Here is a 24,623-nt window from a genome sequence, read left to right as displayed (position 1 = left end):
TTTCTAAATTAATCTAAAATTTCCTACAATTTCAAATATTTATTGCAAATTGGAAATTTACATGATATAATCCTGAATTGAATCCGATTACAGGAATATATTTTTTTTTGGTATTCCTTATAAGTAGGGATAATTTAACATATTAGAACGTTTTATAAAAGTGTCTGAATTCTTCGAATCACATCGAATTAATTTCTATTTTTCTAAGACGTTACTTGTTAAACAAAATAATTCAATTGTTTTGCAAAAGATACATAAATAAAAAAAATTACTTGCTAAGGCAAAAGGTGTAATTAAATATTATGTACATAACAGGTAACGCGACTTATAATCCATAATTATTTACTAAGAATTAACATAAAGCTAATTCTCCTTAAATGCCAAGCAATTAATATATATTGAAGTAAAATGCAAAAATAGGAGGATTTATGAAATGATTGGACACGCAAGTAAGAAGAAAATGTCTCTGCTGTTAACGTTAGTAATGGTTTTTAGCACAGTATTTTCACTAGCTACACCACAGTTTGCAAAAGCAGCAACAAAGGAAGTGGTAACAAAGATTCAATTTGCGTCATCTGCAGATCCAGTAGCAGATACTATTGTAGTACCAGCAGCTTTACCTTACACAAATACAGAAAAGGGGTATACAATTAGTACCAATTCTGTATACAAAGTAAATACAGGGAAAGACACAATGTCTTCTAGTGGATGGAATGTAGTGGGAACCTATTGGCAGTTTGATTTTACGACTACTGGATACGAAAATTTATCTATATCCTTTATGCCAAGATCATCTGGAACAGGACCACGTGATTTTAAAGTTCAATATAGTACAGACAATACGAATTGGATTGATGTTGCAGGTGCAACATATCAAGTAACCAAAGATTTTACTGTTACACAAAGCTTTGATCTACCTTCTTCTATATCTAATGTTCCTAATGTACAGATACGTTTGGTAACAACTAGTACTAATGCGGTTACTGGAACTGTTGCTTCTGGCGGTGTTAGTAATATTGGAAATATCGTTCTTTCAGGTACCAGAGTAGCTGGAGCAATCATTGATGAAGTACAACCTGTTGTATCCAATTTTGCAACAAACTCAATTGTACCAGCAACGACAGATATTACATTAAGTTCAGCATCAATTGCAGATGTGTCAAAAGCAGCTTCAGGATCAGCAATCATGTATTCAGTAGATGGTGGAGCAAACTTTATCTCATATACAGCCCCATTTACATTAGCAAGTTTAGGTGCAAATGATACAAAAACATCATTTAATATAATTGCTTATGCTACGGTTGATGGAAAGAAGAGTGATTATACTGCTTTTAACTATTCCACTAAGGTTACAACAGTAACTGCTAATCCACAAAGCAGTGCGCAAAAAAAAGGAGCAAAAATAAAGTTATCATGTGTAGCATCTGGCTCAAGTATTCAATACTCAACAGATGATGGAGCTAGTTGGATGCCATATGATGATAGTAATCAGATAACACTAGATACATTTCCAACAACTATTTCTGCAAAAGCAGTAATACCTGGATGTGTAGATAGTGACGTAGTAAAGTTCAATTATACAGAACGTAAGAGTGATAATTACAATATTTATTTTGGACAAATCCATTCACATACAGATTATTCTGACGGTGCAGGAACGTGTGAGCAAGCATTTGATTATGCTAAAAATACTGCAAAACAGATTGATTTCCTTGCAGTTACTGACCATTCTAATTCACTTGATAATGCAGATAAAGCTTCTATAGCAGATGGAAGCATGAGCAATGAATGGGTTGAAGGACATAATCTAGCTAAAAAATATACAGATAGTACCTTCGTTGGAATCTATGCATATGAGATGACTTGGTCTAATGGACTTGGTCATATGAATACCTTTGATACACCTGGATTCCAAAGTCGTACACAATCACAATATAGTACTTATTCAACAGCATTAAATAATTATTATACGACTTTAAAGACTCAACCACAATCTATCAGTCAATTCAATCACCCAGGTACTACTTTTGGTGATTTTAGTGATTTTGATCATTATGATGCAGATATTGATAAATTAATATCATTAATTGAAGTAGGAAATGGAGAAGGCGCAATTGGTAGTGCAGGATATTTCCCTTCTTATGAATACTATACAAGAGCACTTGATAAAGGATGGCATGTATCACCAACAAATAATCAAGATAATCATAAAGGATATTGGGGTGATGCGAATACCGCTAGAACGGTTGTCTTAGCAGATAGTTTAACGGAGTCTAACATCTATGATGCTCTTCGTAACATGAGAACATATGCTACTGAGGATAATGACCTTGAGATTCAATATACCTTAAATGGAGAAGTTATGGGAACCATTCTGGATTCTACTCCAGATACTGCAAATATTCAAGTTGATGTAAAAGACCCAACAGATAAAGAAGTTGGTAAAGTAGAAGTTATTGTAAATGGAGGATTAAGTGTTGCATCAGATAATGTAACCTCTAATGAAGGAACAGTAAACTTTAAATTACCAGCAGATTATTCCTATTATTATATTCGAGTAACAGAGCCAGACGGAAATATTGCTGTAACTGCTCCAGTATGGGCTGGAAAAGTAGATGCAGTAGGTATCTCAAAAGTAAGTACTAAGGCAGTATTACCTGTAAAAGGGGAAGCAGTTGATATTAATACAGATTTATTTAATAATGAATCCTCTGATTTTCAAGTAGAGTCAATAGAATATAGTGTAGGGGATAAAGTAATACATACAGTTGATTTAAGCAAAGAAGGATTAACAACAATTCCTGCACTAACAAAGAAGGCATATAGCTTTAACTATACTTACAATGAAGCAGGAGCGATTAGTGTTAATGTTGCATTAAAAGGAAAGCTAAATGGTGTTGAGAAAATATTTAAGAATGTACTTAAGTTAAATTACGTAGATCCAAGTATGGTTACCAATGTTGTGGTTGATGGAACACATTATAATGACTATGTAGCGGGAAATTATGGCGGTAGCATGATAAACTTTAGTTCTTTAGCTGCAAGTGACAATATAAAGGTAAATATCGTAAAGGATAAGATAACAAAAGATATCTTAGATACTTGTAATTTATTAATTATATCAGCACCAGCGAAGAAAAATGGAACATCTAATACTGGAGCTTATTCGATATCACATTTTGATAATGACTTTATTAATTTAGTGAAAGCATATACTGAAAAAGGCGGTACACTAATTGTATGTGGTGCAGCAGATTATCAAGATACAGCGGATGGTCAGACATCAACTGAATTAAATAAGCTATTATCAGCAATTGGTGCAACAACAAGAGTAAATAATGATGAAGCTTATGATGCTAAGAATAATGGCGGTCAAGCATATCGTTTATATTTAGAGGCGATTGATCGTGATTCAGAATTTACTAACGATATTACAAAGGAACAAAAATATAGTGCTTATAGTGGATGTACTGTAAAAGTAGATGAGAATTCAGTGAAATCAGGTCAAACACAGTGTTTAGTGAAAGGCTATGATACAACCTATTCTATTAACAGTAAGACAGCTGGAGATGCACCTGACGAGACGGTAGCACTAAATGGAACAGTAGTACAACCAGGAAATACAGTAATGTTAGCAAAAGAAAAACTTTCTAGTGGAAGCAACGTATTTGTATCAAGTACTGTATTTATGTCAGACTATGAAGTTAAAGTATTAGATAATGCCAGTGATGTACCATATGCAAATCGTAATATCATTCAAAATATATTAGAAACAAATAAAAAGCAAGTAAAAGTATCAAATATATCAGAGGCACGTTCTGGAAACAAAGGTGATATCTTCTGTGTAGAAGGAACGGTAACTGCGGGTACTGTTCAAGGAAATGCATTCTTTGATACAATTTATATTGAGGATAAAACAGGTGGTATCAATATTTTCCCTATCAATGAAGGGGTAATTGAAGTAGGACAAAAAGTAAAAGTGGTTGGATATCTAGATGAGTATTTAGGTGATAAGGAACTTCGAGTAATCTCAGCAACGGTTACAGATAAGTCTAAGAATCCAGTTGCACCAACAGTAATGACTACGAAAGAAGCCATGGATTATAATAAGAATGGTGGTAAATTAGTAAAAGTATCAGGAACAATTACGGATGTTATTAGAAAGAATGGTGTAGTAGAAACCATCAAAGTAAAAGATGCTAGTGGAATAGAGGCACGTGTATTTGTCGATGGATATGTTCTATATTCTGATTCTAATAGTAAAAAACTAGAGGATATTGCAGTAGTAGGAAACAAGATCAATGCTGTTGGTTTAGTATCCTATGACCCAGATGGTGTTAGACTTCGTGTTAGAGACCGTTCAGAGATAATTCTAGCAAGTGATGCTCAAGCAGGAAATACAAGTGGTTCAGATAGTTCAGCGAATAATGGAGTTACCACAGAAAAGATTGATTCCATTACAAATACTAAGATTATTACAACAGTTAAAACAACTACAGATGCAAATGGAAATACAGTTACTACAACAAAAGAAGTATCCAAAGATATGAAAACTGGAGAAGTGATTGGAACTGTTATTAAAACAGTATCAAAAGATTCAAAAACAGGAACAACAGTGAGCACTGAAGTTAAAATGGATCGTAATGATAAAGTGACAAATGCAAATGCAATAGTAGAGGTAAATGAATCTAATCATTCAAACAAGAATGGTGTTGCTGCTATAAATTCTGAGTTTATTACTACAGCATTAACAGAAGCAGCGAATAATACAACAGAAAGTGTACCACTTATGGTATCCATTCATACTCCAACTGAGTCTATAGTAAATGCATTAGCTGATAAAGACGTTACTAAAGTTGACTATTCAATTACGTTACCATCTGCTATTACTTCGAATAGTAAGATAGTAATAAAAGATATAACAATTGATAAAACAGTTATAAATAACGCTAAGAATAATAGAAAAAATCTTTCATTTGAAATGAAAGATGAAAATGGAAAAGAACTATTCACATGGTCATTCGATGGTAAAACATTACATAATTCTAAAAAAGGTGTAACTGTTGTTAACGTTATGATGCAAGTAAAGGCGTTAAAAGACGAGAATGATATTGATAATTTTGTACGTTCTTATTTATCGGATAATTCCAGAGATCAAGCAGTAGTTCTTGAGTTTAATCATAGTGGAATACTTCCAGATACTGCAAAGGTAAAAGTATATGTAGGTGACCAAAATGGTATGAAACCAGGTAGTAAAGTATACATTTATTACTATAATGAACAAGCAAAATCTGGTTCTAAATTAAAGAATGGTAAGAGACTAGATGAAGGTAGTTCAGTAGCTAAAACAATTGATCAACAAGGATATATTAGTATTGATTTAAGACACTGCTCAAGTTATGTTGTATTACCAGTGAAAGCAGACACTAAGATTACTGCCTCTCTATTTGAGCAGATGAATGTACTTAAGTCTAAGACTTTACATGTTAAGAAAACTGTAAATGTAAATCTATCCTTGCCAATCGAAGCAGAAGGGGCCAAAGTTACGTATAAAACTAGCAATAAAGATATTGCTACCGTAAGTAAGACTGGAAAGATAACTGCGAAAAAAGCTGGTTTTGTTACAATTACAACGACTGTCACAGTGAATGGAATTAGCCATAGCTTTAAGACAAAAATTGCTGTTAAGTAACAAAAAGTAGAATTAGACCAAGTTAATTATTAGATTCAAGTTACAAGAGGTAATAAATGCAATAGATAAGGGTGTTAGAGATATAACAACACCCTTATTGCTATGAAAGAAAGTAAGAAAGATAGAAGGTAGCAAAATGGACAAACTTAAACAAAATATGCTATTAAAAAATTGGACAAAGACTTCTACGATTAAATTGGTGACATTTCTGAGTGCATGTCTGATTATAGTTATGATATCATTATCAATTAATGAGAAATCTTTGCAAGATAGTGAACAAAATATCAAATATTATAAGGCGAAAGTATTAGAAGTAATGCAAGATACCACTGTTGTTGATCACAAAACAGAAGGAGTAAGAAAAGGTTCCGAAACCTTAAGAATAGTAGTAACAACTGGAAAATATAAAGGAAAAGAAGTTACGATTGAAAATTATTTAAGTGCGCTCTTTAATGTTTATGCAAAATCTGGAACAAAAATTATCGTTAGAGCAACTATGTATAAGGATGGCCCTAACTTTTCAATCTATAATTATGACCGTACACCTATCCTCTATGGAGTTATTTTATTATTTATAATCTTTCTTTGTGCAATAGGTGGTAAAAAAGGTTTTATGTCCTTATTAGGTCTAGGCCTTACCCTAATTGCAGTAGTTAAAGTACTATTACCTTTACTAATTCAAGGATTCCCTGCCATTACTACAAGTGTCATTCTCATTGCAATCATTATCATAGTATGCTTTATACTACTCGATGGAATTAATGTAAAGACGACCTCTGCAGCCATAGGTACAATTGCAGGAGTTATGATCTCAGGCTTATTTGCATATTTTGTTGGAGTACTTGGACATATCTCAGGTTTCCAGACAGAAGAGGCAGAGACGTTATTATTAATTGCAGGTAATCATGGTATGAAGGTGAAGAATCTATTAGTATGTGGAATCTTAATCTCTGCACTTGGTGCTGTGATGGATATTTCAATTAGCATAGCTTCCTCCATTCATGAGATTCATGAGATGAATAAGAAACTAACTGTCTTAGAACTATTCCACTCTGGTATGAACATTGGTAAAGATGCAATGGGAACCATGACCAATACCATCATACTAGCTTTCACAGGTTCTTCCTTGAATCTTTTGCTTATGATATATTCTTATGGAATTCCTTATAGTCAATTAATTAATACTGATACAATTGCCATTGAGATTATAAAAAGTATTGCTGGTAGTATAGGAATCGTACTAACTGTACCTATTGTAGCTTATGTAAGTTCCTACATTGAAAAGCGATTTATGAAGTAAATTGTAACTGTTTCATACTTTCATAATTATAAGGCATCCTACGATTCTTATGCACATAAAATTGAAGCTGATTCTTTAATTATGGCATTCAAATGCTTGATTGATTTATTTTATCAGTTGTTCACTTGGTGATTCTTGAGGTATAAATAATTACATACAATTTTTATATATTTTTACATTTAAACTTCACACTTCGCAGTTCAGAAAAGTAAAATATACTTTATTAATTCAGTCAAAACAGTATATTAATTACCATGATTCAAACTTTTACATCGTCGTGACTTTGACTCCTTTGTGAAGTTACTTATGTACTATCACTTTGATTTAGATATAAAAAGTTCACTGTTTGACGAACAAAGTGAGGAGTTTGAACTTTTATATCTGTTTTATCAAAGTGATAATACATTAGTAACTTCCAAAGGAGTCAATGGAGCGTAAGATGTAAAAGTTTGAATCATGGTAATTTAGACAACCTACCCGCTGAATTGATAAAGTATTCAACAACTTACCCACTGCGAAGTTCTAATCAGGAAAATAGGAAAAAAGCCCTAAAAATAGGCCCTTTAAAGTATTGCATACACTTTAAAGGGCTTATTTTTATTGGTTTAGAGCGACAGTATATTCCTATATCCATAAGTATATATAAAAAAATGTATAAATATAAAAAGAGATGCTGTAAAAACAAGTAAAAAATGATGAAAATAGCGAGTTTAAAGTAAAATTATTGAATATGAAAAAAGTTGAAATGAAAGAGTATATAAAATATAATTAAATGGAAAAAAATTACATATAATATATGAGACGAGTGTGGTGAGTATATGAGTTACCATGGACACGAAGGATATTTAGATATTAATGCCCATATACTTCCTAATATAGATTATGGATCTTCTTGTCTCGTTGAAACAAAATGCATGCTAAAAAAGGCATACATGGAGGGAATACGAACGATTGTAGCAACACCATATTATTATCCTGAGAAAGAATATGATACTAAAAAAATCAAAGAGACTTATGATATGGTGTGTAAAGAAGCAAGAAATATGTTTCCAGATTTATATCTTCTATTAGGAAGTGAAATTTACTATCATGAGAATATTGTTGCAACACTTAAGAGTAAAAAGGCAGATACACTTGGTGATACCTCGTATGTATTGATTGATTTTGAACCCATAGCAACTTACAAGAAAATCTATCAGGGGGTGAAAAAACTTATTGATGGCGGATATTTACCAGTTTTAGCGCATGTGGAACAATATGACTGTTTATTTAATAGAATGGAAAGGTGCATCGAATTAATACAGCTTGGCACTTATTTACAGTTGGATTGTGAAAGTACGATAGGAGGGAGATTTAATAAGAGAGTAACGTATAATCTAAGGTTATTAAAAGAGAATAGAATACACTTTTTAGGAACGAATTGTAGAAATATTAGAGAACATCCACCACGTATGAGAGAGTGTATGGAACAATTGAAAATAAAACTAGATTCATCACAGATAAAAAAATTAACAGTTAGCAATGTAGAAAGGTTTATGAAGAATGAATATATTGATAACTAAAGAAAAAGGGGGAAATTTTTTATGAATCAAGAGAATGATGAAATAGAAATAGACTTAAAGGAACTTATTTTATTAATTAGAAGGAAAATTTTAATTATAATCTTTACAATTACCATATTTGGTTTTATGGCATTCTTATATTCCAAGTTATTTGTTACTCCAATCTATTCTTCAACATCAGAAATATTTATTTTAACCAAATCCACGTCAATAACAACTTTCGCAGATATTCAATTAGGATCTTCACTAACAAAGGATTATATGCAGTTGATTAAGAGTAGACCAGTAGTAGAAAAAGTAATAGAGAATCTTGACTTAGAATATAAATATCAAGATATGCTTACTAAGCTTACAATTGATAATCCAGCGGATACGAGAATTCTAAATATTACGATTCAAGATAAGAATCCAAAGTTAGCAAAAGAGATTGCAGATGAGTTCGCTGTGGTATCGAGTAATCGTATTTCCAAGATTATGGAAACAGATGCACCTAATATTGTTGAAGAAGGTACTGTTTCAAGTATACCAGTCAACATAAGTACAAGTAAGATTACCTTAATTGCTGTAATGATAGGTGCAGTAATTAGTATTGCTGTTATCATTTTAATATATATTTTAGATGATACCATTAAGACATCCGAGGATATTGAAAAATATCTTGGAATAAATACACTTGCTGAAATTCCTTTAGCAAAGGGAGAGAAAAAGAGCAAAAGAAAATTTGCTTTGTTCTAATATAAATACATAGGTGGACGAAAACTACAAATCAAAAACGTTTTTTACAAAAAAGAAAGGCACGGGATAATATGTTGAAAGCTACATTTGAAAAAGTTGAGGATATGGATTATAGCACAAGAGAGGCTCTAAACTCACTAAGAACAAATTTACGCTTCTGTGGAGGTGATAATAAAGTAATATGTTTAACTAGTTGCAGAGCTTGTGAAGGCAAAAGTACCACATCGATTAATTTAGCGAGAGTATTAGCAGCAGACGGAAAAAGAGTAATTTTAATCGATGCTGATTTGCGAAAATCTGTATTAGTTGGTAGGTACCATATTAAGACAGAGGAAGAGATTAGTGGTTTGTCACATTATCTTTCAGGGCAAGTAGAGAAAGAAGAGATCATATATGAAAGCAACGTTAAGAATATGGATGTTATTTTCTCAGGGCCATTAACTCCTAATCCTACTGAACTATTAGGAAATGAATACCTACAAAGATTAATAACAGAATTAAAAGAAGAGTATGATATGGTTATCATTGATACCCCACCGCTTGGAACTGTGATTGACACAGCAGTCATCGTACCAAATTGTGATGGAGTTATTCTTGTAATAGAGAGTGAAACCATTAGTTACAAAGCGGTACAGAATGTGAAAAAGCAGTTAATGAACACAGGAGTAAAAATATTGGGGGCAATCTTAAATAAAGTGGATTATAATAATAAGCCAAAATATAATTATTACTATAATCAGTATAGTGTGAAATAAAAGGTATATCACACCCTTGATTTGTACGTCTCCAGAGGCGACAGATGGGAGCTAGTGTGAAATAAAAGTGCTTCACACTCATTGAAAATGAGACTGATAGACATTTGGTACCCCCCCTTTAGATAAATTAAGTATGGTTTGCTGGTTAATTATTATGAAGAACATAATAGGCAGTTAACTCGAATAAACTTGATTTGAAATGTTTGTTAAATAGTAAGGGGTGAGCACATGAAGAAGGAATATAAGTATCTAATGTTAATTATAATGACAATACTTTTTATTCTGGTTATAGGAGCATGCCAAAGCGTAAGCAAGAGTAGTGCTAGTATTGATAGGATGAACTTAATTGATGATACGATTAACGATAAAGAGGCAAATTCAAAGGAAGTATTATCAACGAAAGTGATGCAGATTGTAAAGAAACCAATTCGTGTTGGAAAGGAATACTTTGCAGTCCCAGAGCAATACCTTGATAAATTGCAAAGTTATATAAGTAACAATTCGACTAAACTATCTATGAAAGATTATAGAAAGTTTTTGGAATATTTCAAAGATGGTACAGTATTCTTACAAAATCGAAAAAGCAATCGTATAGAAAAACTTAGTCGAGAGGATCAGACAGTACTATATTTCATTGTGAAAAGCGGACTTGAATCAATTCATTTAAACCTCACTTATGATCCAGTAAGTGGAGGAATAATGGTAAAAGATAATGCTGGAGATACCATATATAATACTTATTCCATAAAGGACGATCTAAATTTAGACTATGGTTTTATGCTTAAAGTAGTAATGGGAATTGTAGCGGGATATTTATTTTACTTTATACGTATTCAGCGAAGAAAAGTTGTTTTGGATACCAATACAAGTGTTTATGAATAGTAGGTGTACATATGAAAATTAAATACAGAAAAAACGTACAAATAGTTTTAGTAGATTTAGCAGCTATTATTTTTTCTTTTTTAGCAGCATCCAAAATCCGCTATTCATACATCACAGAACATTGGTTTTCTAGCCTATATAACATGGGATTCGTCATGACAATATTAATTTATTTATGTATCTTTTTCCTTAATGATACACACTCTGATATTGTTCAAAGAGGTTACTTGGAGGAATTGAAAATAGTAATTAAAACAAATTGCTTCCTGGCATTAGGGCTTCTGGCGTTAATTTTCATATTTCAAGATGGTGTACTATATTCAAGAGTGTTCTATGGAATCTTTATTGTTATTAATATATTTGCAATGTATCTTAGTCATCTATATTATAAGCAATTCGTTGAAATCTTTTATGAATCTAGTGTTAGAAAACAAAAGGTAATGATTGTTACTGATAATGAATATGCAAATAGTAAATTAAAAAAATACTTAGAGGGATTAGAATGTAATACAGAAGTCATATGTCTATGCATTGTAGATGAAGATCTGATCGGAAAGAAAATACATAATATTCAGGTGAAATCTAATAAAGATACCATGTTCGAATATATTAGAACAAATGTTGTAGATGAAGTATTTATCAGTACTCCAAGTTATACACAAGAGGAACTTCAAGCTGTAATACAACAATTTGAATCTTTAGGCGTAATTGTAAATGTATCAGTAGATACTTTTGGTCTAAAGGTTATGGAGAAATCAATACAAGACATGGGGATATATCATGTATTAACCTATAGTATCAAAGTCTTTGAACCGGCAGAATTATTACTAAAAAGAATAATTGATATTATTGGAGCATTAGTAGGATTACTCTTAACAGGGATTATTAGTATCTTTGTAGCACCTGCAATCTTAATTGAATCAAGAGGACCTCTTATCTTTTCTCAGACGAGAATAGGGAAGAATGGTAGACGTTTTAAAATCTATAAATTTCGTTCGATGTATCCAGACGCAGAAGAACGTAAAAAAGAACTTCTCGCAGCAAATGAGATGAGTGATGAAAATGGTGCAAATCTGATGTTCAAAATGACGAACGACCCAAGGATTACAAAGGTTGGTAAATTCATTCGAGATACAAGTATTGATGAACTTCCACAGTTCTTAAATGTACTAAAAGGTGAGATGAGTCTAGTGGGAACAAGACCACCTACAGAAGATGAATTCTTACAATATGACTTAAGACATAAGAGAAGATTAAGCTTAAAACCAGGTCTAACAGGAATGTGGCAGGTTAGTGGTAGAAGTAATATAGACAACTTTGAGGATGTTGTAAAGCTCGATCTTGAATATATAGATCATTGGTCTGTGCTTATGGATATTAAGATTTTGTTTAAGACTGTATGGGTTGTGCTTAAGAGAAAAGGTTCAAAATGAATAAAAAGGATTAAAGGATCATTTTATGAATAGTAATCGTACAATTAAAAGAAAGAAGCTTTCATCATTATACTGGTGAAAGCTTCTTTCTGTGCCCAACCTAGGAGAATATTTCTTATTTCATATAAAGTGATTCAGGATATACCCCATCTTTGATTAATTCCTGAATCGTTTCCACAACATATCCCTTATCTTCTTTGTAAGTAACTCCGACCCATTTATCCATTGTTTTCAATACCTTTACACGAGCTTTATGGTTTTGAACTAATTGACTTACGATATTAGGAAGCAAATATTCTGCTTTTTGTAAATTATCTTTCATATGACTCAAGAACTCAGGAAATCCAATCTTTAACTCTTTAAATATATCAGGAGTAAAACCCCACATATTCATTGACACTATAGAGTTTATGTCAACTGGAATTATCTGTCCAGAAGAGTCAAGTGCAACAGCACCATCATCAGATGACTTAATTCCAGAAGTTTCATTGACATCGACGAGAATGTCATCTTGGCCTACCTGACAGATTCCTCTTGTGACACCACCATTTGGACTTAGGGTATTGCCTAAGATAAAGCCTGCCATACAGAATTCATAAGGGGCCATGGATGACTTTGGATTGCATAAATAATTATAGACAAGAGTGAAGGCATCGCTTCCGTAATAATCATCCGCATTAATTACTACAAATGGATCCGTGATTTTACCATAGCAAGAAAGAATTGCATGTCCAGTACCCCATGGTTTGGTTCGATCAGATGGTTTTTCATAACCATCTGGTAATTCGTTAATATCTTGAATGACATATTCTGTCTCAATAATTTTCGAGATTCGATTACCTACAACTTCCTTAAATTCTTCTTCAATGTCTTTACGAATAATAAAAACTATTTTTTTAAACCCTGCTTTGATTGCATCATAGATCGAGTAATCAATCAGTATTTCTCCGTTTGGTCCTATCTTCTCTAGTTGTTTTATACCGCCATATCTGCTTCCTAACCCAGCTGCCATTATTACAAGTGTTGCTTTCATAAGAATAATCCCCCTTAGTAATGAAAAGTTAATATGAACTAGTTACATATATGTACTAATTATATAAAGACTTACAAAATATGTAAATCAATATCAAGTAAAATCGTTCTTACTGTTTGGACAATTTAGAAAAACTTTCGAATTATTTATACAATATTCGTTTATCTTAAACAAATTATGAAATTCTTAAGAAATGATTAGCTTGAACCAGTTATTGTAAAATGATATACTTTATCAGAATAAACTAGGATTAGATAATCAAACAGTTAGGAGCGCATATGAGAATATATTTAGTTAGACATGGTGAGAGTGTAGGTAATAAGCAGGATCTAATGTATGGACATACGGATTATCCACTTACAAATAAAGGGATAGAGGATGCTAAGAAGGTAGCAGAGAAGTTGAAGGACTTTGACTTCTCTATATGCTATACAAGTGAATTACAACGAGCATTCCATACAGCAGAGTATATTGTTGGTAACAGGGAGGTCGAGGTTAATCGATTAAAGAATCTGAATGAACAGTATATGGGGGACTTTGAAAATATTACATTTAAAGACCTGATGATAAAATATCCCAAAGAAGCGAACGGAATGATTCAGAACTGGATAGAGAATGCTCCAGTGAATGGGGAAACTTTTGATGAATTATATAATAGGGTATCTACCGTTGCAGATATGATATTAAATACGGATAGAGATACATTAGTTGTTGCACATTTTGGTTCGTTAACCGCTCTTTTAATTCGTATATTAGGTGTAAATAAAGAGGTAGCAAATAAGATATTATTTGAACATGGGACTTATACCGAAGTAATTATAAATGAATATGGGACACGTTTGGGGCACTTAAATAGCTAAATAATATAGAAATATAAATGGAAAAATAAGTATAATGCACATAATTATGGCAATAATGTACTATATATAATAGCTATATAATCAAACTCCTAGTCAATGACCTATGACTGTGAAGTTTGTTTATAAGATAAATAATTGTAGGGGGTATAAATCTATTGTCCAAGAGGGTTAGAAGGATTAGCCTATTAATTATACTACTTATGGGCATTCCTTTATTTTTAATATGGCAGAATAATGATATTGTGATTACAAAGTTTACTTATAGAAGTAGTAAAATAGGAAGAGATTTCGACGGTTATAAAATTGCACAGATTTCTGATTTACATAATAAACAGTTTGGCAATAAGCAAAAAAGGTTAATAGAGCATCTGAGAGGTATTCACCCTGATCTCATTGTAGTGACAGGGGATATTATAGATGCAAACCGAACGAATGTAGATATTACGATGGAATTTATTCGAGGAGCTATGAAAATAGCACCTATCTATTATGTATCTGGAAATCATGAAGCATGGTCAGGAAGGTACAACGAATTACTTGATAAGTTAATAAAAGAAGGCGTTATCATCATGGATGATAAAAGTATAGAAATACAAAAGAATGATACGAAGATTTATCTCATAGGTTTATCTGATCCAGATTTTCTATCAAATAATATTCAAAATCAAGATAGAAAAAAACAAATAGATCAGAAATTGAAAAAGCTTGCTCTTCATGAGAATGAATTACAGATATTGCTATCACACAGACCAGAGTTGATTCAGATTTATGCTAAAAATAATATTGATATAGCTTTTACTGGTCATGCACATGGTGGCCAATTTCGAATTCCGTATATTTCAGGCTTGTATGCACCAAACCAAGGTTTTTTTCCGAAGTACTCAAGTGGCGCATATAAAATGAGTAAAACAACAATGTTTGTAAGTAGAGGACTAGGAAATAGTAAGATTCCATTTCGAATCTTTAATCGCCCTGAAATCATTGTTTTGAATTTAGAAAAAGAAAAGTAAATACATTTCAGTAATTGTTGAATTCTAGCTATTTATAAGCTATGTTTCATTAACTCATTAATAGATTTAATGTATAGAATAATGAACATGTAATATGAAAATATTTCTTGACCAAATATGTTATTAAATGTATAATATGAGATGTATTGAGCATAAAGGTTAATGATGGTATTACAAATAAATATACCATTTTTGCAAGAGCATTTTAAATGCATATCAATGGGGAGCAGAAGTTATTCTACTCCCTTTTCTACGGAATAATTTACCGAATTGCAGTGGAAAATTACACATACTGACATGAATTTACAAGAATTTGTGCGAAGAATTAATTAGTTTAGGGCTTAATTTTACATTTTGTACATATACTTTATTAGATAAATAATATTAGATTCAATAAGCACACCGTATTAGTCATCTGTACAAAATATATACAATAAACGTATATATTTATGAATATTAAATCTATAAAAGTATAAGAATAATAGCGTTAATATCATAGTAATTCAAGTTACTATGTATTAATACATAAATTTTTTTAAAAATTTTAGGAGGAATAATTTATGAAGAAGAAACTTTTAGCTTTACTTATGGCAGTAGTTATGGTTACATCTTTAACTGCATGTTCAAGTAAAAAATCAACTGGTGATTCAGACAAGACTAAGACTGAAGCAACTGAGGCACCTGCTAGTGATGACACAGCATCAAAATCAGATTTCGTTGTATCAATGATCACTGATACTGGTGGTGTTAATGACCAATCATTCAACCAATCAGCATGGGAAGGCTTACAAGAATTAAATAAGAGTACTGGTGCTAAAGTAAGCTACATTGAATCTAAACAAGAAACTGATTACACAACTAACTTAGACAAATGTGTTGATGATGGAAGTAACTTAGTATGGGGTATTGGATTCTCTATGGCTGATGCACTTAAGACAGCTGCAAGCACTAACCCAGATGTAAGCTACGCTATCGTAGATAACTCATACGGAGATCAAACTCCAAGCAACGTAACTGGTGTTATGTTCCGTGCTCAAGAACCATCATTTATTGTTGGTTACATTGCAGGTAAAACAACAACTACTGGTAAAGTAGGTTTCGTTGGTGGTATTTCAAGTGACCTTATTGATCAATTTGAATACGGTTACAAAGCTGGTGTAGATTACGCAGCAAATGAACTTGGTAAAAAAATCACTGTTGATGCTCAATATGCTGAAAGCTTCTCAGATGCAGCAAAAGGTAAAGCGATTGCTAACAAAATGTTCTCTGATGGATGTGACATCGTATTCCACGCTGCTGGTGGTGTAGGTGTAGGTGTTATTGAAGCTGCTAAAGAAGCTAACAAATTTGCAATCGGTGTTGACCGTGACCAAGCTTACTTAGCTCCTAAAAATGTATTAACTTCTGCACTTAAATTAGTTGGTACTGCTGTTAAATTAGTATCTGAAAAAGCTGCTAAAGGAGAACAAATCGGAGGACAGACATTTACTTTCGGTTTAACAGAAGATGCAGTAGGTATTCCAGATAAGAATCCTAACATGGATCCAGCTGTATATGAAGCAGCTATGAAAGTTCAACAATCTATCAAAGATGGTACAATTGTTCCTCCATCTAATAAAGATACTTATAAAGAATTCGGTAAAACTTTGAGCAAATAATTAATCAAAGCTTACAAGATATTTTTCATAAGGGATTAGACTCTAGTTCTTTCATGTGAGGCAAAGCGGGTGTGGCTTTTACTATAGCTATACCCGTTTTACTATATCAGAAAGTGTGAGCCATTCACACCTACCTAAAATATGATAGATAGAAAAAAACAAACATTATTTATAGAACTCCATAGGAGACAGGTTGACCAATTTATGATATAATAGATAAGTATGAGAGTAGTCTGGCAGAATATGCTAGGCTATAAATTGCGATTTGAGAGCAACGAAAGTTTGCGCATCGGATTAATAATAGTTATTCACAACGAGGTATAAAGGAGGATATACAGTATGGAAATTGGAAGTGGCTATGCTGTACAAATGCGAGGAATTACAAAGAAATTTGGTTCTTTTTGTGCTCTAGATCATATTGATGTCGATATCAAAAAGGGTACAATTCACGCAATGTTAGGTGAAAATGGTGCGGGTAAGAGTACATTAATGAATGTACTTTATGGTCTATATCAATCGGATGAAGGCGAGATTTACTTAGAAGGACAAAAAGTAAATATGAAGAATCCGAATGTTGCAATTGCGCATGGGATTGGTATGGTGCACCAGCATTTCATGTTAGTTGATAATTTCACAGTTACACAGAATATTATCTTAGGAAATGAGATAACAAGTGGCGCTGGTGTTATTAATATGAAAAAAGCAAGAGAAGAAATTATCAAAACAATCGAAAAGTATGGTCTTTCTGTTGATCCAGATGCGAAGATTGAAGATATCTCTGTTGGTATGCAACAACGTGTAGAAATATTAAAAGCACTATATCGTGGGGCGAATCTACTTATTTTAGATGAGCCAACAGCAGTATTAACACCACAAGAAATTGAAGATTTAATTAAGATTATGAACAACTTGATTAAAGATGGAAAAACAATAATTATTATTACTCATAAGTTAAAAGAAATTAAAGAATCTGCAGATGTATGTACAATCATAAGACGCGGAAAATATATTGATACCGTTGATGTTAAAAAAGTAAAAGAAGAAGAACTTGCTACAATGATGGTAGGTCATGCTGTAAATCTAGTTGTTGATAAGACAGAAGCAACACCAAAAGATGTAGTCTTTGAAATTGATAATTTAACAGTCCTTGATGAACGTAAGATACCAGCAGTTAAGAATCTTTCACTTAAGATAAGAAAAGGTGAGATTGTTGGAATCGCAGGTATTGATGGTAATGGACAAAAAGAGTTAGTAGAAGCAATCACGAATCTAACAAAAGTAGCTGGTGGTACAATTAAGATTAATGGTGTTGAAGTTCAAAATACATCACCAAAGAATACAATTGATAATAAAATAGCTACAATTCATGAAGATCGTCAAAGAAGAGGACTTGTATTAAACTATACAGTAGCTCATAACATGGTTATTGAAAAGTTTAAAGAAGAGCCATTTTCAAAAAAAGGTTTCTTAAATGAAAAGGAAATCGTTGAGCATTCAAAACAAATGATTAAAGAATATGATATCAGACCAGATAATTGTGAATTACAACCTGTTAGAGGCTTATCAGGTGGTAACCAACAAAAGGTAATTATCGCAAGAGAAGTAGCTAATGATCCTGACTTATTAATAGCGGTTCAACCAACAAGAGGTTTAGACGTTGGAGCAATCGAATATGTTCATAAAACGTTAATTCGTGAACGAGATAAAGGTAAAGCTGTATTACTAATCTCTTTTGAATTAGATGAAGTAATGAATGTATCCGATACCATTGCGGTAATATACGATGGTAAGATTGTAAAAAGTTTTAAACAAGGAACCGTAGATGAGAATACAATCGGTTTATTAATGGCAGGAGGAAAAGATGATGCAAAAAATAGCTAATATTCTGAAAAAACAAATCACCTCAACCATAATAGCCATTATCTTTGGATTTATTGTGGCAGCGATAATTTTGGCAGCAACTGGTTATAGTCCAGCCGATGCATTTACTGCAATGTTTGAAGGAATCTTCTCAAGACCAAAGTATATCTCTAATGTAATTATTAAATCTACACCTATTATCTTGACAGGTTTAAGTGTTGCATTTGCATTTAAGACAGGTCTATTCAATATGGGTGCAGAAGGCCAATATATTATGAGTAGTGTTTTTGCTACAATCGTAGGTATTAAGCTTGATTTACCACCAGTTTTACAAATACCAATGGTTATTTTAGCAGGTGTTTTTGCTGGAGCTGTTTACGGTGCTGTTGTTGGTTATTTAAAAGCAAGGTTTGGTATTCATGAAGTTATTACAAGTATTATGTTAAACTGGGTTGCACTGTATTTCTCAAACTTTATTGTTAGTTTGAAGACGTTCCATCAACCAAACTCTACTGCAACCTTTACTGTGAATGAATCTAGTTTCACTACAATTCTTCACAAATGGAAGGTATCACCAGAAGGAATTGCTTGGTTAAAAGAGCATCCAACGATTATGGATGTATTGCTTAAGACGGACGTTAACATAGGAATTATCGTAGCTATTATTATGGTTATTGTAATTTCAATATTATTAAATCGTACGACAAAAGGTTATGAATTAAAAGCAGTTGGTTTCAATAAAGATGCTGCAGAATTTGCTGGTATTAATGTTAAGAAAAATATTCTGCATTCTATGATAATTGCAGGAGCAATTGCAGGATTAGCAGGAGCATTATCTGTAACTGGAGTTCAACCACATAGAATTTCAACAATGGCTGCATTTGAAAACTACGGTTTTAACGGTTTATCTGTAGCACTTATTGCTGCTAACTCACCAATTGGATGTTTATTTGCAGGACTATTATTTGCTGGATTATTATATGGAGGTCAATCCATTCAATCTACGATTGGTGCACCATCAGAGGTAATTAATATTATGATTGGTACCATTGTATTCTTTGTTGCTTTAACTAGAATCGTTCCAGTATTAGCAGATAAACTAGCAAAGAGAGGTGAAAAACATGCTCACTAAATTATTTTTATTAATAGGAATTACATTAATGTATTCTACACCATTAATCTTTGGCGGTCTTGGTGGTGTTATCTCAGAAAGATCTGGAGTAATTAATATCGGTATTGAAGGTATGATGACAATTGGAGCTTTTGTTGGAGCATGTGTTGGTTATTATACAGAAAATCCATGGTTGGGTTTATTAGCAGCAGGTGCTGCAGGCGGATTAATTGCGTTATTGCATGCGGTTGCATCAATCACATTTAAAGCAGATCAGACTATTTCAGGTATTGCAATTAATTTATTAGGATCGGGTGTTTCGTTGTTTTTATGTAGATTGTTCTTTGAAGGGGCAACAATGTCTAAACCAGTACCTCATAAACTACCTAAGATATTTGGTTCACATGTATCAAATAATTTATTAAAAAATATAAACGTTGATGTTACAGTTGTTTTGGCATTAGTATGTGCAATATTATTATGGTTTGTATTATACAAAACAAAATGGGGATTACGTATTCGTTCTGTTGGAGAACACCCAGCAGCAGCAGATACATTAGGTATTAACGTTACATTAACTCGTTATGTATGTGTTATCTTATCTGGTGTCTTTGCTGGTGTAGGTGGAGCATCTATGACGTTAGCGATCATATCGAACTTCACACCAACAGCAATTAGTGGTCAAGGATTTATTGCCCTTGCTGCTGTAATCTTTGGTAAATGGTCTCCTCATGGAGTATACGGGGCTTGTATCTTATTTGGATTTGCGCAAGCACTTACAGTATTACTAGGTGGTGGTAATTTCGTTGTGCCATCTGAGATACTTTCCATGTTACCTTATATTTTAACAATAGTTATTCTAATCCTATTTGTTGGTAAGTCGTCCGCTCCAAAAGCAGATGGTGTACCTTATGAAAAAGGTAGTAGATAAGATATAAGGGAATAGGTAAGAAAAAGATAAAAAAAGATAATAGATAAGAAAAAAGATAATAGATAATGAAAATGGAGCTTTCGTGGTTATTTACGAGAGCTCCATTTTTAGGCTCTTTGTCAAGTGTTGGGGTGTGAGGTGCGTTGCACCCGCACTAACACTGACAATAGAGCTATTTTTATGACTAGGTTCTATAATAGATGTTTTTTTGCATGACAAATAAGCCTCTTGAAAACCGACCATTTTTTTACATAGAACTGTGAATGATACGTGTACGAAATCTTTCGAAATTACGTACACCATAAGAACTTCTTTTTAGTACTTTGATTTTATTATTGAATCCTTCCGTAGGTCCATTTGTATATCCATACTTAAAGGCATTAAGTATATACTCAGACCAGCGTCTATATGTTTTTGCACATGCTTCAAATTCGTGTAATCCAGAGCTTTCAGCACTTTTTACCCACTCCCAAAATTCAGTTCTTTGATATGTATAGCTATTACTCTGACATATTTCATAGAACCATTCTTTTAACCTGTGAGCTAGTCGTAAATCATCACTGTATTGTAGCATTAAATCACAGGCTTTTTTGTTGTCATCTTTTAATTTAGAATATCGAGTCAGTATAAGTTTTCTACTTCGCTTATAGTACTTTCTAAGAGTTGGTGTCATGGATGCTTGTAAACGTTTACGAACACTTTCAATTGCCCAGGAAACCTGACGAATGTAGTGATATTTATCTACGATGATTGTGGCATTAGGAAAGAATGTTTTGGCAAGATCTATATAAGGTTGCCACATATCAGAAATAAAAAATTTAACACGATATCTTTCATCACGACTGCAAGATTTAAAATACTCAATAAGATGGGACTGAGTACGATCCGGTAAAATATCAAGAATACATTTTTTCTTTGCATCCACCAGAATACATTGATATTTGGAATCACCAGCATTCCCTTTAAATTCATCAATTGAAATGCATTGAGGAATATGTGGTTTATCATACGAGAGTGTATCAAGAATACGTATTACTGTATTCATTGAGACATTAGTTTGGGAAGCAACATATTTAATACTGTTGGTTGAACGAAGCAATTCAACAATTTTGAAGGATAGTCGTGTTGTACGTTGCTGATATTTAGCTATAAAACTATATTTCTCGTAAAAACGTTTACCACAAGAACATACATATCTTCGTTTTCTTAACAATAAATAAGCATTGGACAACTGAAAAGGTAAGTCTTTAATTTTCTGCCAACGATAATCGTGTATTTTAGATGTTCCAGCTCCACAACAAGGACAAATTTGAGGTTTGGGATTGGTTTCAATCTTGATAATAATTCCATCTAAAGTGTGTTGCACACTTTTTAATTTTACACCTTCTAAATTTAAAAGATTTTTGTTACAATTAGATTGCATCTATATAAAATACCTCCTTTAAAATGTTAGCTTTGGTCGGTTGGCATGTGAAGAGGCTTTATATAGATGTATTTTAATATAAAAACAAAAATGTTGGAAGTGTGTTTTTAACACACCCCAACATTTATTATAGAACCCATTTTTATGTATGTGCTATAAGTTTTTTGTCAAAGTATATTCAAAGTTATCAGTTAAATAGTATGTCTGAAAAGATTCGATGGGTCTCTCAATATCTCCTATGATTCCGTACGTAACTGCCTTAGTAAAAAGGATTGGTGTATCGATATCTACACTCAAATAGTTTGCAATTATCCTAGGAGTTGCTACAGCTTTCAAAGAAAGTTTGGAGGATTTTATTTTAACAAGATATTCGTTTTCGATAATATGATAAAGGGATGAATTTAGAAAATTATGATTTTCTATATCGTTAAAATAGTCATATGGAAGTACAGAATGAGTATAACAAAGAGGATCTCCATTTGCATAATAGATACGAATTAAACTGAATACGTAATCGCCTTCTTGAATACTAAGGTAAGCTGTTTCCTCTGGAAAAGCTTTTCGTACTACACATTCAAGAATCCTTCTAGATGGTATCATGTGTTTTTTGACAATTTCATCAGTATAACTTTGAACGAGCGTAAATCCATCCTTATTCAGCATTTCTTTTACATATGCTCGTTTCCCTTGAATTTTCTCTATATATCCATCACGATATAATTCATCAAGAGCTCTTCTTGCGGTTACCCTACTAACTTCATATTGATTCATAAGTTCTGTCTCACTTGGAATTTCACTTCCAATGGGCATTTCACCACTGTTAATCATATTCTGAATATTTTGCTTTATAGTATAATATTTTGTCTGTCTTCTATTCATGTTTGTACCTTACCTATGAGTTAATAGTTGATGAGTATCTAATTACAATTATAGTACATTAGACCTATAGAATGCAATTGGTTATCATTAAAATCATAAAAGTTTTTGTGGAATATAATTGGTGTGGTAGCATTATATACCATTTATTGCGCAATTATGCGCAACGTTTAGAGGTAAATCATCATTATGTGATTTGTAAGATGATAAAAAAATTATGAAAAACAATAGAATATGTTTGATGCTTATAAAACTATAAAATGATAAAGTATCAAATGATAAAGTATTAAATGCAATAATACCTAACTATAATTCAAGCAATTTAGAATTGACTAATAATTTGAAAATAAATATGATATTATGATATTGGTGTTATATTGAAACCCGATGAACATTTACATTAGGAGGAAGATATAAGGATGAATACAAAAATTAAGGTATTAGTTGTGTTATCTGTAGATGAATCGCAAAAAGTAGAATTTCAAAATGCTTTACCAAACGGTGATTTTAATTATATTCCTGTAGAAAATCTAACAAAGAACTGTGTGAGTGAGTATTCCATTATAATAGGTAATATTCCAGTGGATTATCTGACGAATGCATCGAAACTAAAATGGTTGCAATTAAATAATGCAGGAACAGAAGGATATACAGAGAAAGGAGTCCTACAGGAAAATGCAATATTAACAAATGCCACAGGTGCATATGGAGGTATTATTTCAGAACATATGCTAGGTATGTTACTGATGATACAAAAACAGTTTCCACTCTACTATAATAATCAAAAGCAGCATATCTGGAAGAAGGAAGCAAGCGCCACAACAATTGAAGGATCGACAACCTTAGTAGTTGGCATGGGTGACATTGGAGGCACCTTTGCTAAGAAGATGAAGGCGTTAGGGAGTTATACGATAGGGATTCGAAGAAGACATCATCAAAAACCTGATTATATAGATGAATTGTATAGCATTGAAGAACTTGATCAACACTTAGATAGAGCGGATATTGTAGCATTATGTCTCCCTGGATTTGATGAAACCTATCATTTAATAACGAAAGATAGGCTACTTAGAATGAAAAAGGGTGCTATATTGATTAATGTAGGAAGAGGTACTGCAATTAATACAACAGATTTAATTGAAGTAGTGAAGGAGGGACATCTAAAAGGTGTATGTCTTGATGTGACAGACCCAGAGCCATTACCAAGAGAACATGAACTTTGGGATTGCCCTGGAGTATTTATTACTCCCCATGTATCTGGACCATTTCGTCAGAAAGAAGCATTGGATAAGATAATTCAAATAAGTATAGAGAATCTAAGACGATATAGTAGGGGTCAGAAGTTAATGAATATCATTGACTTTGAAACGGGATATTGTATTGGTCAATAATTTTACTCATAATTCCTAATAGAAAGTTGGTCGAATACTTGATAGATTCAGGTGTTAGATTGTTGAAATTACCATGATAGAAACTTTTTCATCGCTGCTCCATTTCCTCAT

At 32.5% G+C, this 24,623-nt stretch carries 17 protein-coding genes; 14 read left to right on the top strand and 3 right to left on the bottom strand.

Annotation, left to right across the window (positions count from 1 at the left end; all coding sequences use genetic code 11):
* The first annotated feature begins 433 nt into the window (after nucleotides 1–433).
* From bsdtb5_RS17875 to bsdtb5_RS17845, 7 genes are all read left to right on the top strand, one after another.
* The gene (locus bsdtb5_RS17875; protein WP_271713321.1) at nucleotides 434–5,692 is read left to right on the top strand and encodes a CehA/McbA family metallohydrolase; all 5,259 of its coding nucleotides are present in this window, start codon (nucleotides 434–436) and stop codon (nucleotides 5,690–5,692) included.
* Nucleotides 5,693–5,828: 136 nt separating this feature from the next.
* Nucleotides 5,829–6,992 (top strand): YibE/F family protein, encoded by a 1,164-nt coding sequence (locus bsdtb5_RS17870; protein ID WP_271713320.1) that lies wholly within the window; start codon nucleotides 5,829–5,831, stop codon nucleotides 6,990–6,992.
* A gap of 818 nt (nucleotides 6,993–7,810) precedes the next feature.
* Entirely contained in the window at nucleotides 7,811–8,554 is a 744-nt protein-coding gene (locus bsdtb5_RS17865) for a CpsB/CapC family capsule biosynthesis tyrosine phosphatase (protein WP_271713319.1), read from the top strand.
* 21 nt (nucleotides 8,555–8,575) lie between these two features.
* Nucleotides 8,576–9,289: a YveK family protein gene (locus bsdtb5_RS17860; RefSeq protein ID WP_271713318.1), complete on the top strand. Its 714-nt coding sequence runs from the start codon at nucleotides 8,576–8,578 to the stop codon at nucleotides 9,287–9,289.
* Nucleotides 9,290–9,360: 71 nt separating this feature from the next.
* Nucleotides 9,361–10,044: a CpsD/CapB family tyrosine-protein kinase gene (locus bsdtb5_RS17855; RefSeq protein WP_271713317.1), complete on the top strand. Its 684-nt coding sequence runs from the start codon at nucleotides 9,361–9,363 to the stop codon at nucleotides 10,042–10,044.
* A gap of 228 nt (nucleotides 10,045–10,272) precedes the next feature.
* Nucleotides 10,273–10,926 (top strand): hypothetical protein, encoded by a 654-nt coding sequence (locus bsdtb5_RS17850; RefSeq protein WP_271713316.1) that lies wholly within the window; start codon nucleotides 10,273–10,275, stop codon nucleotides 10,924–10,926.
* A gap of 11 nt (nucleotides 10,927–10,937) precedes the next feature.
* A complete protein-coding gene (locus bsdtb5_RS17845) occupies nucleotides 10,938–12,359 on the top strand; it encodes a sugar transferase (protein ID WP_271713315.1) in 1,422 nt (473 codons plus the stop codon).
* 115 nt (nucleotides 12,360–12,474) lie between these two features.
* Here the strand turns inward: bsdtb5_RS17845 and bsdtb5_RS17840 are convergent, their stop codons facing one another.
* On the bottom strand, nucleotides 12,475–13,392 hold the full coding sequence (locus bsdtb5_RS17840; protein ID WP_271713314.1) for a nucleotidyltransferase family protein: 918 nt from the start codon (nucleotides 13,390–13,392) through the stop codon (nucleotides 12,475–12,477).
* Nucleotides 13,393–13,670: 278 nt separating this feature from the next.
* On the opposite strand from bsdtb5_RS17840, the gene bsdtb5_RS17835 reads away from it, so the two are divergent.
* The 6 genes from bsdtb5_RS17835 (at nucleotide 13,671) to bsdtb5_RS17810 (ending at nucleotide 20,822) form a co-directional block, all read left to right on the top strand.
* Nucleotides 13,671–14,252, top strand: coding sequence for a histidine phosphatase family protein (locus bsdtb5_RS17835; RefSeq protein WP_271713313.1), 582 nt, complete (start codon nucleotides 13,671–13,673; stop codon nucleotides 14,250–14,252).
* A 155-nt stretch (nucleotides 14,253–14,407) separates the two neighbouring features.
* A complete protein-coding gene (locus bsdtb5_RS17830) occupies nucleotides 14,408–15,262 on the top strand; it encodes a metallophosphoesterase (RefSeq protein WP_330611753.1) in 855 nt (284 codons plus the stop codon).
* Between the two features lie 560 nt (nucleotides 15,263–15,822).
* On the top strand, nucleotides 15,823–16,920 hold the full coding sequence (locus bsdtb5_RS17825) for a BMP family lipoprotein (protein WP_271713312.1): 1,098 nt from the start codon (nucleotides 15,823–15,825) through the stop codon (nucleotides 16,918–16,920).
* Nucleotides 16,921–17,259: 339 nt separating this feature from the next.
* Nucleotides 17,260–18,801 (top strand): ABC transporter ATP-binding protein, encoded by a 1,542-nt coding sequence (locus bsdtb5_RS17820; RefSeq protein ID WP_271713311.1) that lies wholly within the window; start codon nucleotides 17,260–17,262, stop codon nucleotides 18,799–18,801.
* A complete protein-coding gene (locus bsdtb5_RS17815) occupies nucleotides 18,782–19,912 on the top strand; it encodes an ABC transporter permease (RefSeq protein WP_330611750.1) in 1,131 nt (376 codons plus the stop codon). Before bsdtb5_RS17820 ends, bsdtb5_RS17815 begins: the two co-directional genes overlap by 20 nt.
* Nucleotides 19,902–20,822, top strand: coding sequence for an ABC transporter permease (locus tag bsdtb5_RS17810; RefSeq protein WP_271713310.1), 921 nt, complete (start codon nucleotides 19,902–19,904; stop codon nucleotides 20,820–20,822). The genes bsdtb5_RS17815 and bsdtb5_RS17810 overlap by 11 nt, the downstream gene beginning before the upstream one ends.
* A gap of 247 nt (nucleotides 20,823–21,069) precedes the next feature.
* Here the strand turns inward: bsdtb5_RS17810 and bsdtb5_RS17805 are convergent, their stop codons facing one another.
* Nucleotides 21,070–22,245, bottom strand: a complete 1,176-nt coding sequence (locus tag bsdtb5_RS17805) for an ISL3 family transposase (RefSeq protein ID WP_271712080.1) — start codon at nucleotides 22,243–22,245, stop codon at nucleotides 21,070–21,072.
* Nucleotides 22,246–22,398: 153 nt separating this feature from the next.
* A complete protein-coding gene (locus tag bsdtb5_RS17800) occupies nucleotides 22,399–23,124 on the bottom strand; it encodes a GntR family transcriptional regulator (protein ID WP_271713309.1) in 726 nt (241 codons plus the stop codon).
* 416 nt (nucleotides 23,125–23,540) lie between these two features.
* On the opposite strand from bsdtb5_RS17800, the gene bsdtb5_RS17795 reads away from it, so the two are divergent.
* On the top strand, nucleotides 23,541–24,512 hold the full coding sequence (locus bsdtb5_RS17795) for a D-2-hydroxyacid dehydrogenase (protein ID WP_271713308.1): 972 nt from the start codon (nucleotides 23,541–23,543) through the stop codon (nucleotides 24,510–24,512).
* The last annotated feature ends 111 nt before the right edge of the window (nucleotides 24,513–24,623 follow it).

This window comes from Anaeromicropila herbilytica (genome assembly GCF_016591975.1).
In the GTDB taxonomy this organism is placed as follows: Bacteria; Bacillota; Clostridia; order Lachnospirales; family Lachnospiraceae; genus Anaeromicropila; species Anaeromicropila herbilytica.
The sequence above is the reverse complement of the archived record's forward strand: the minus strand, read 5'-3'. Positions and strand labels throughout refer to the sequence as shown.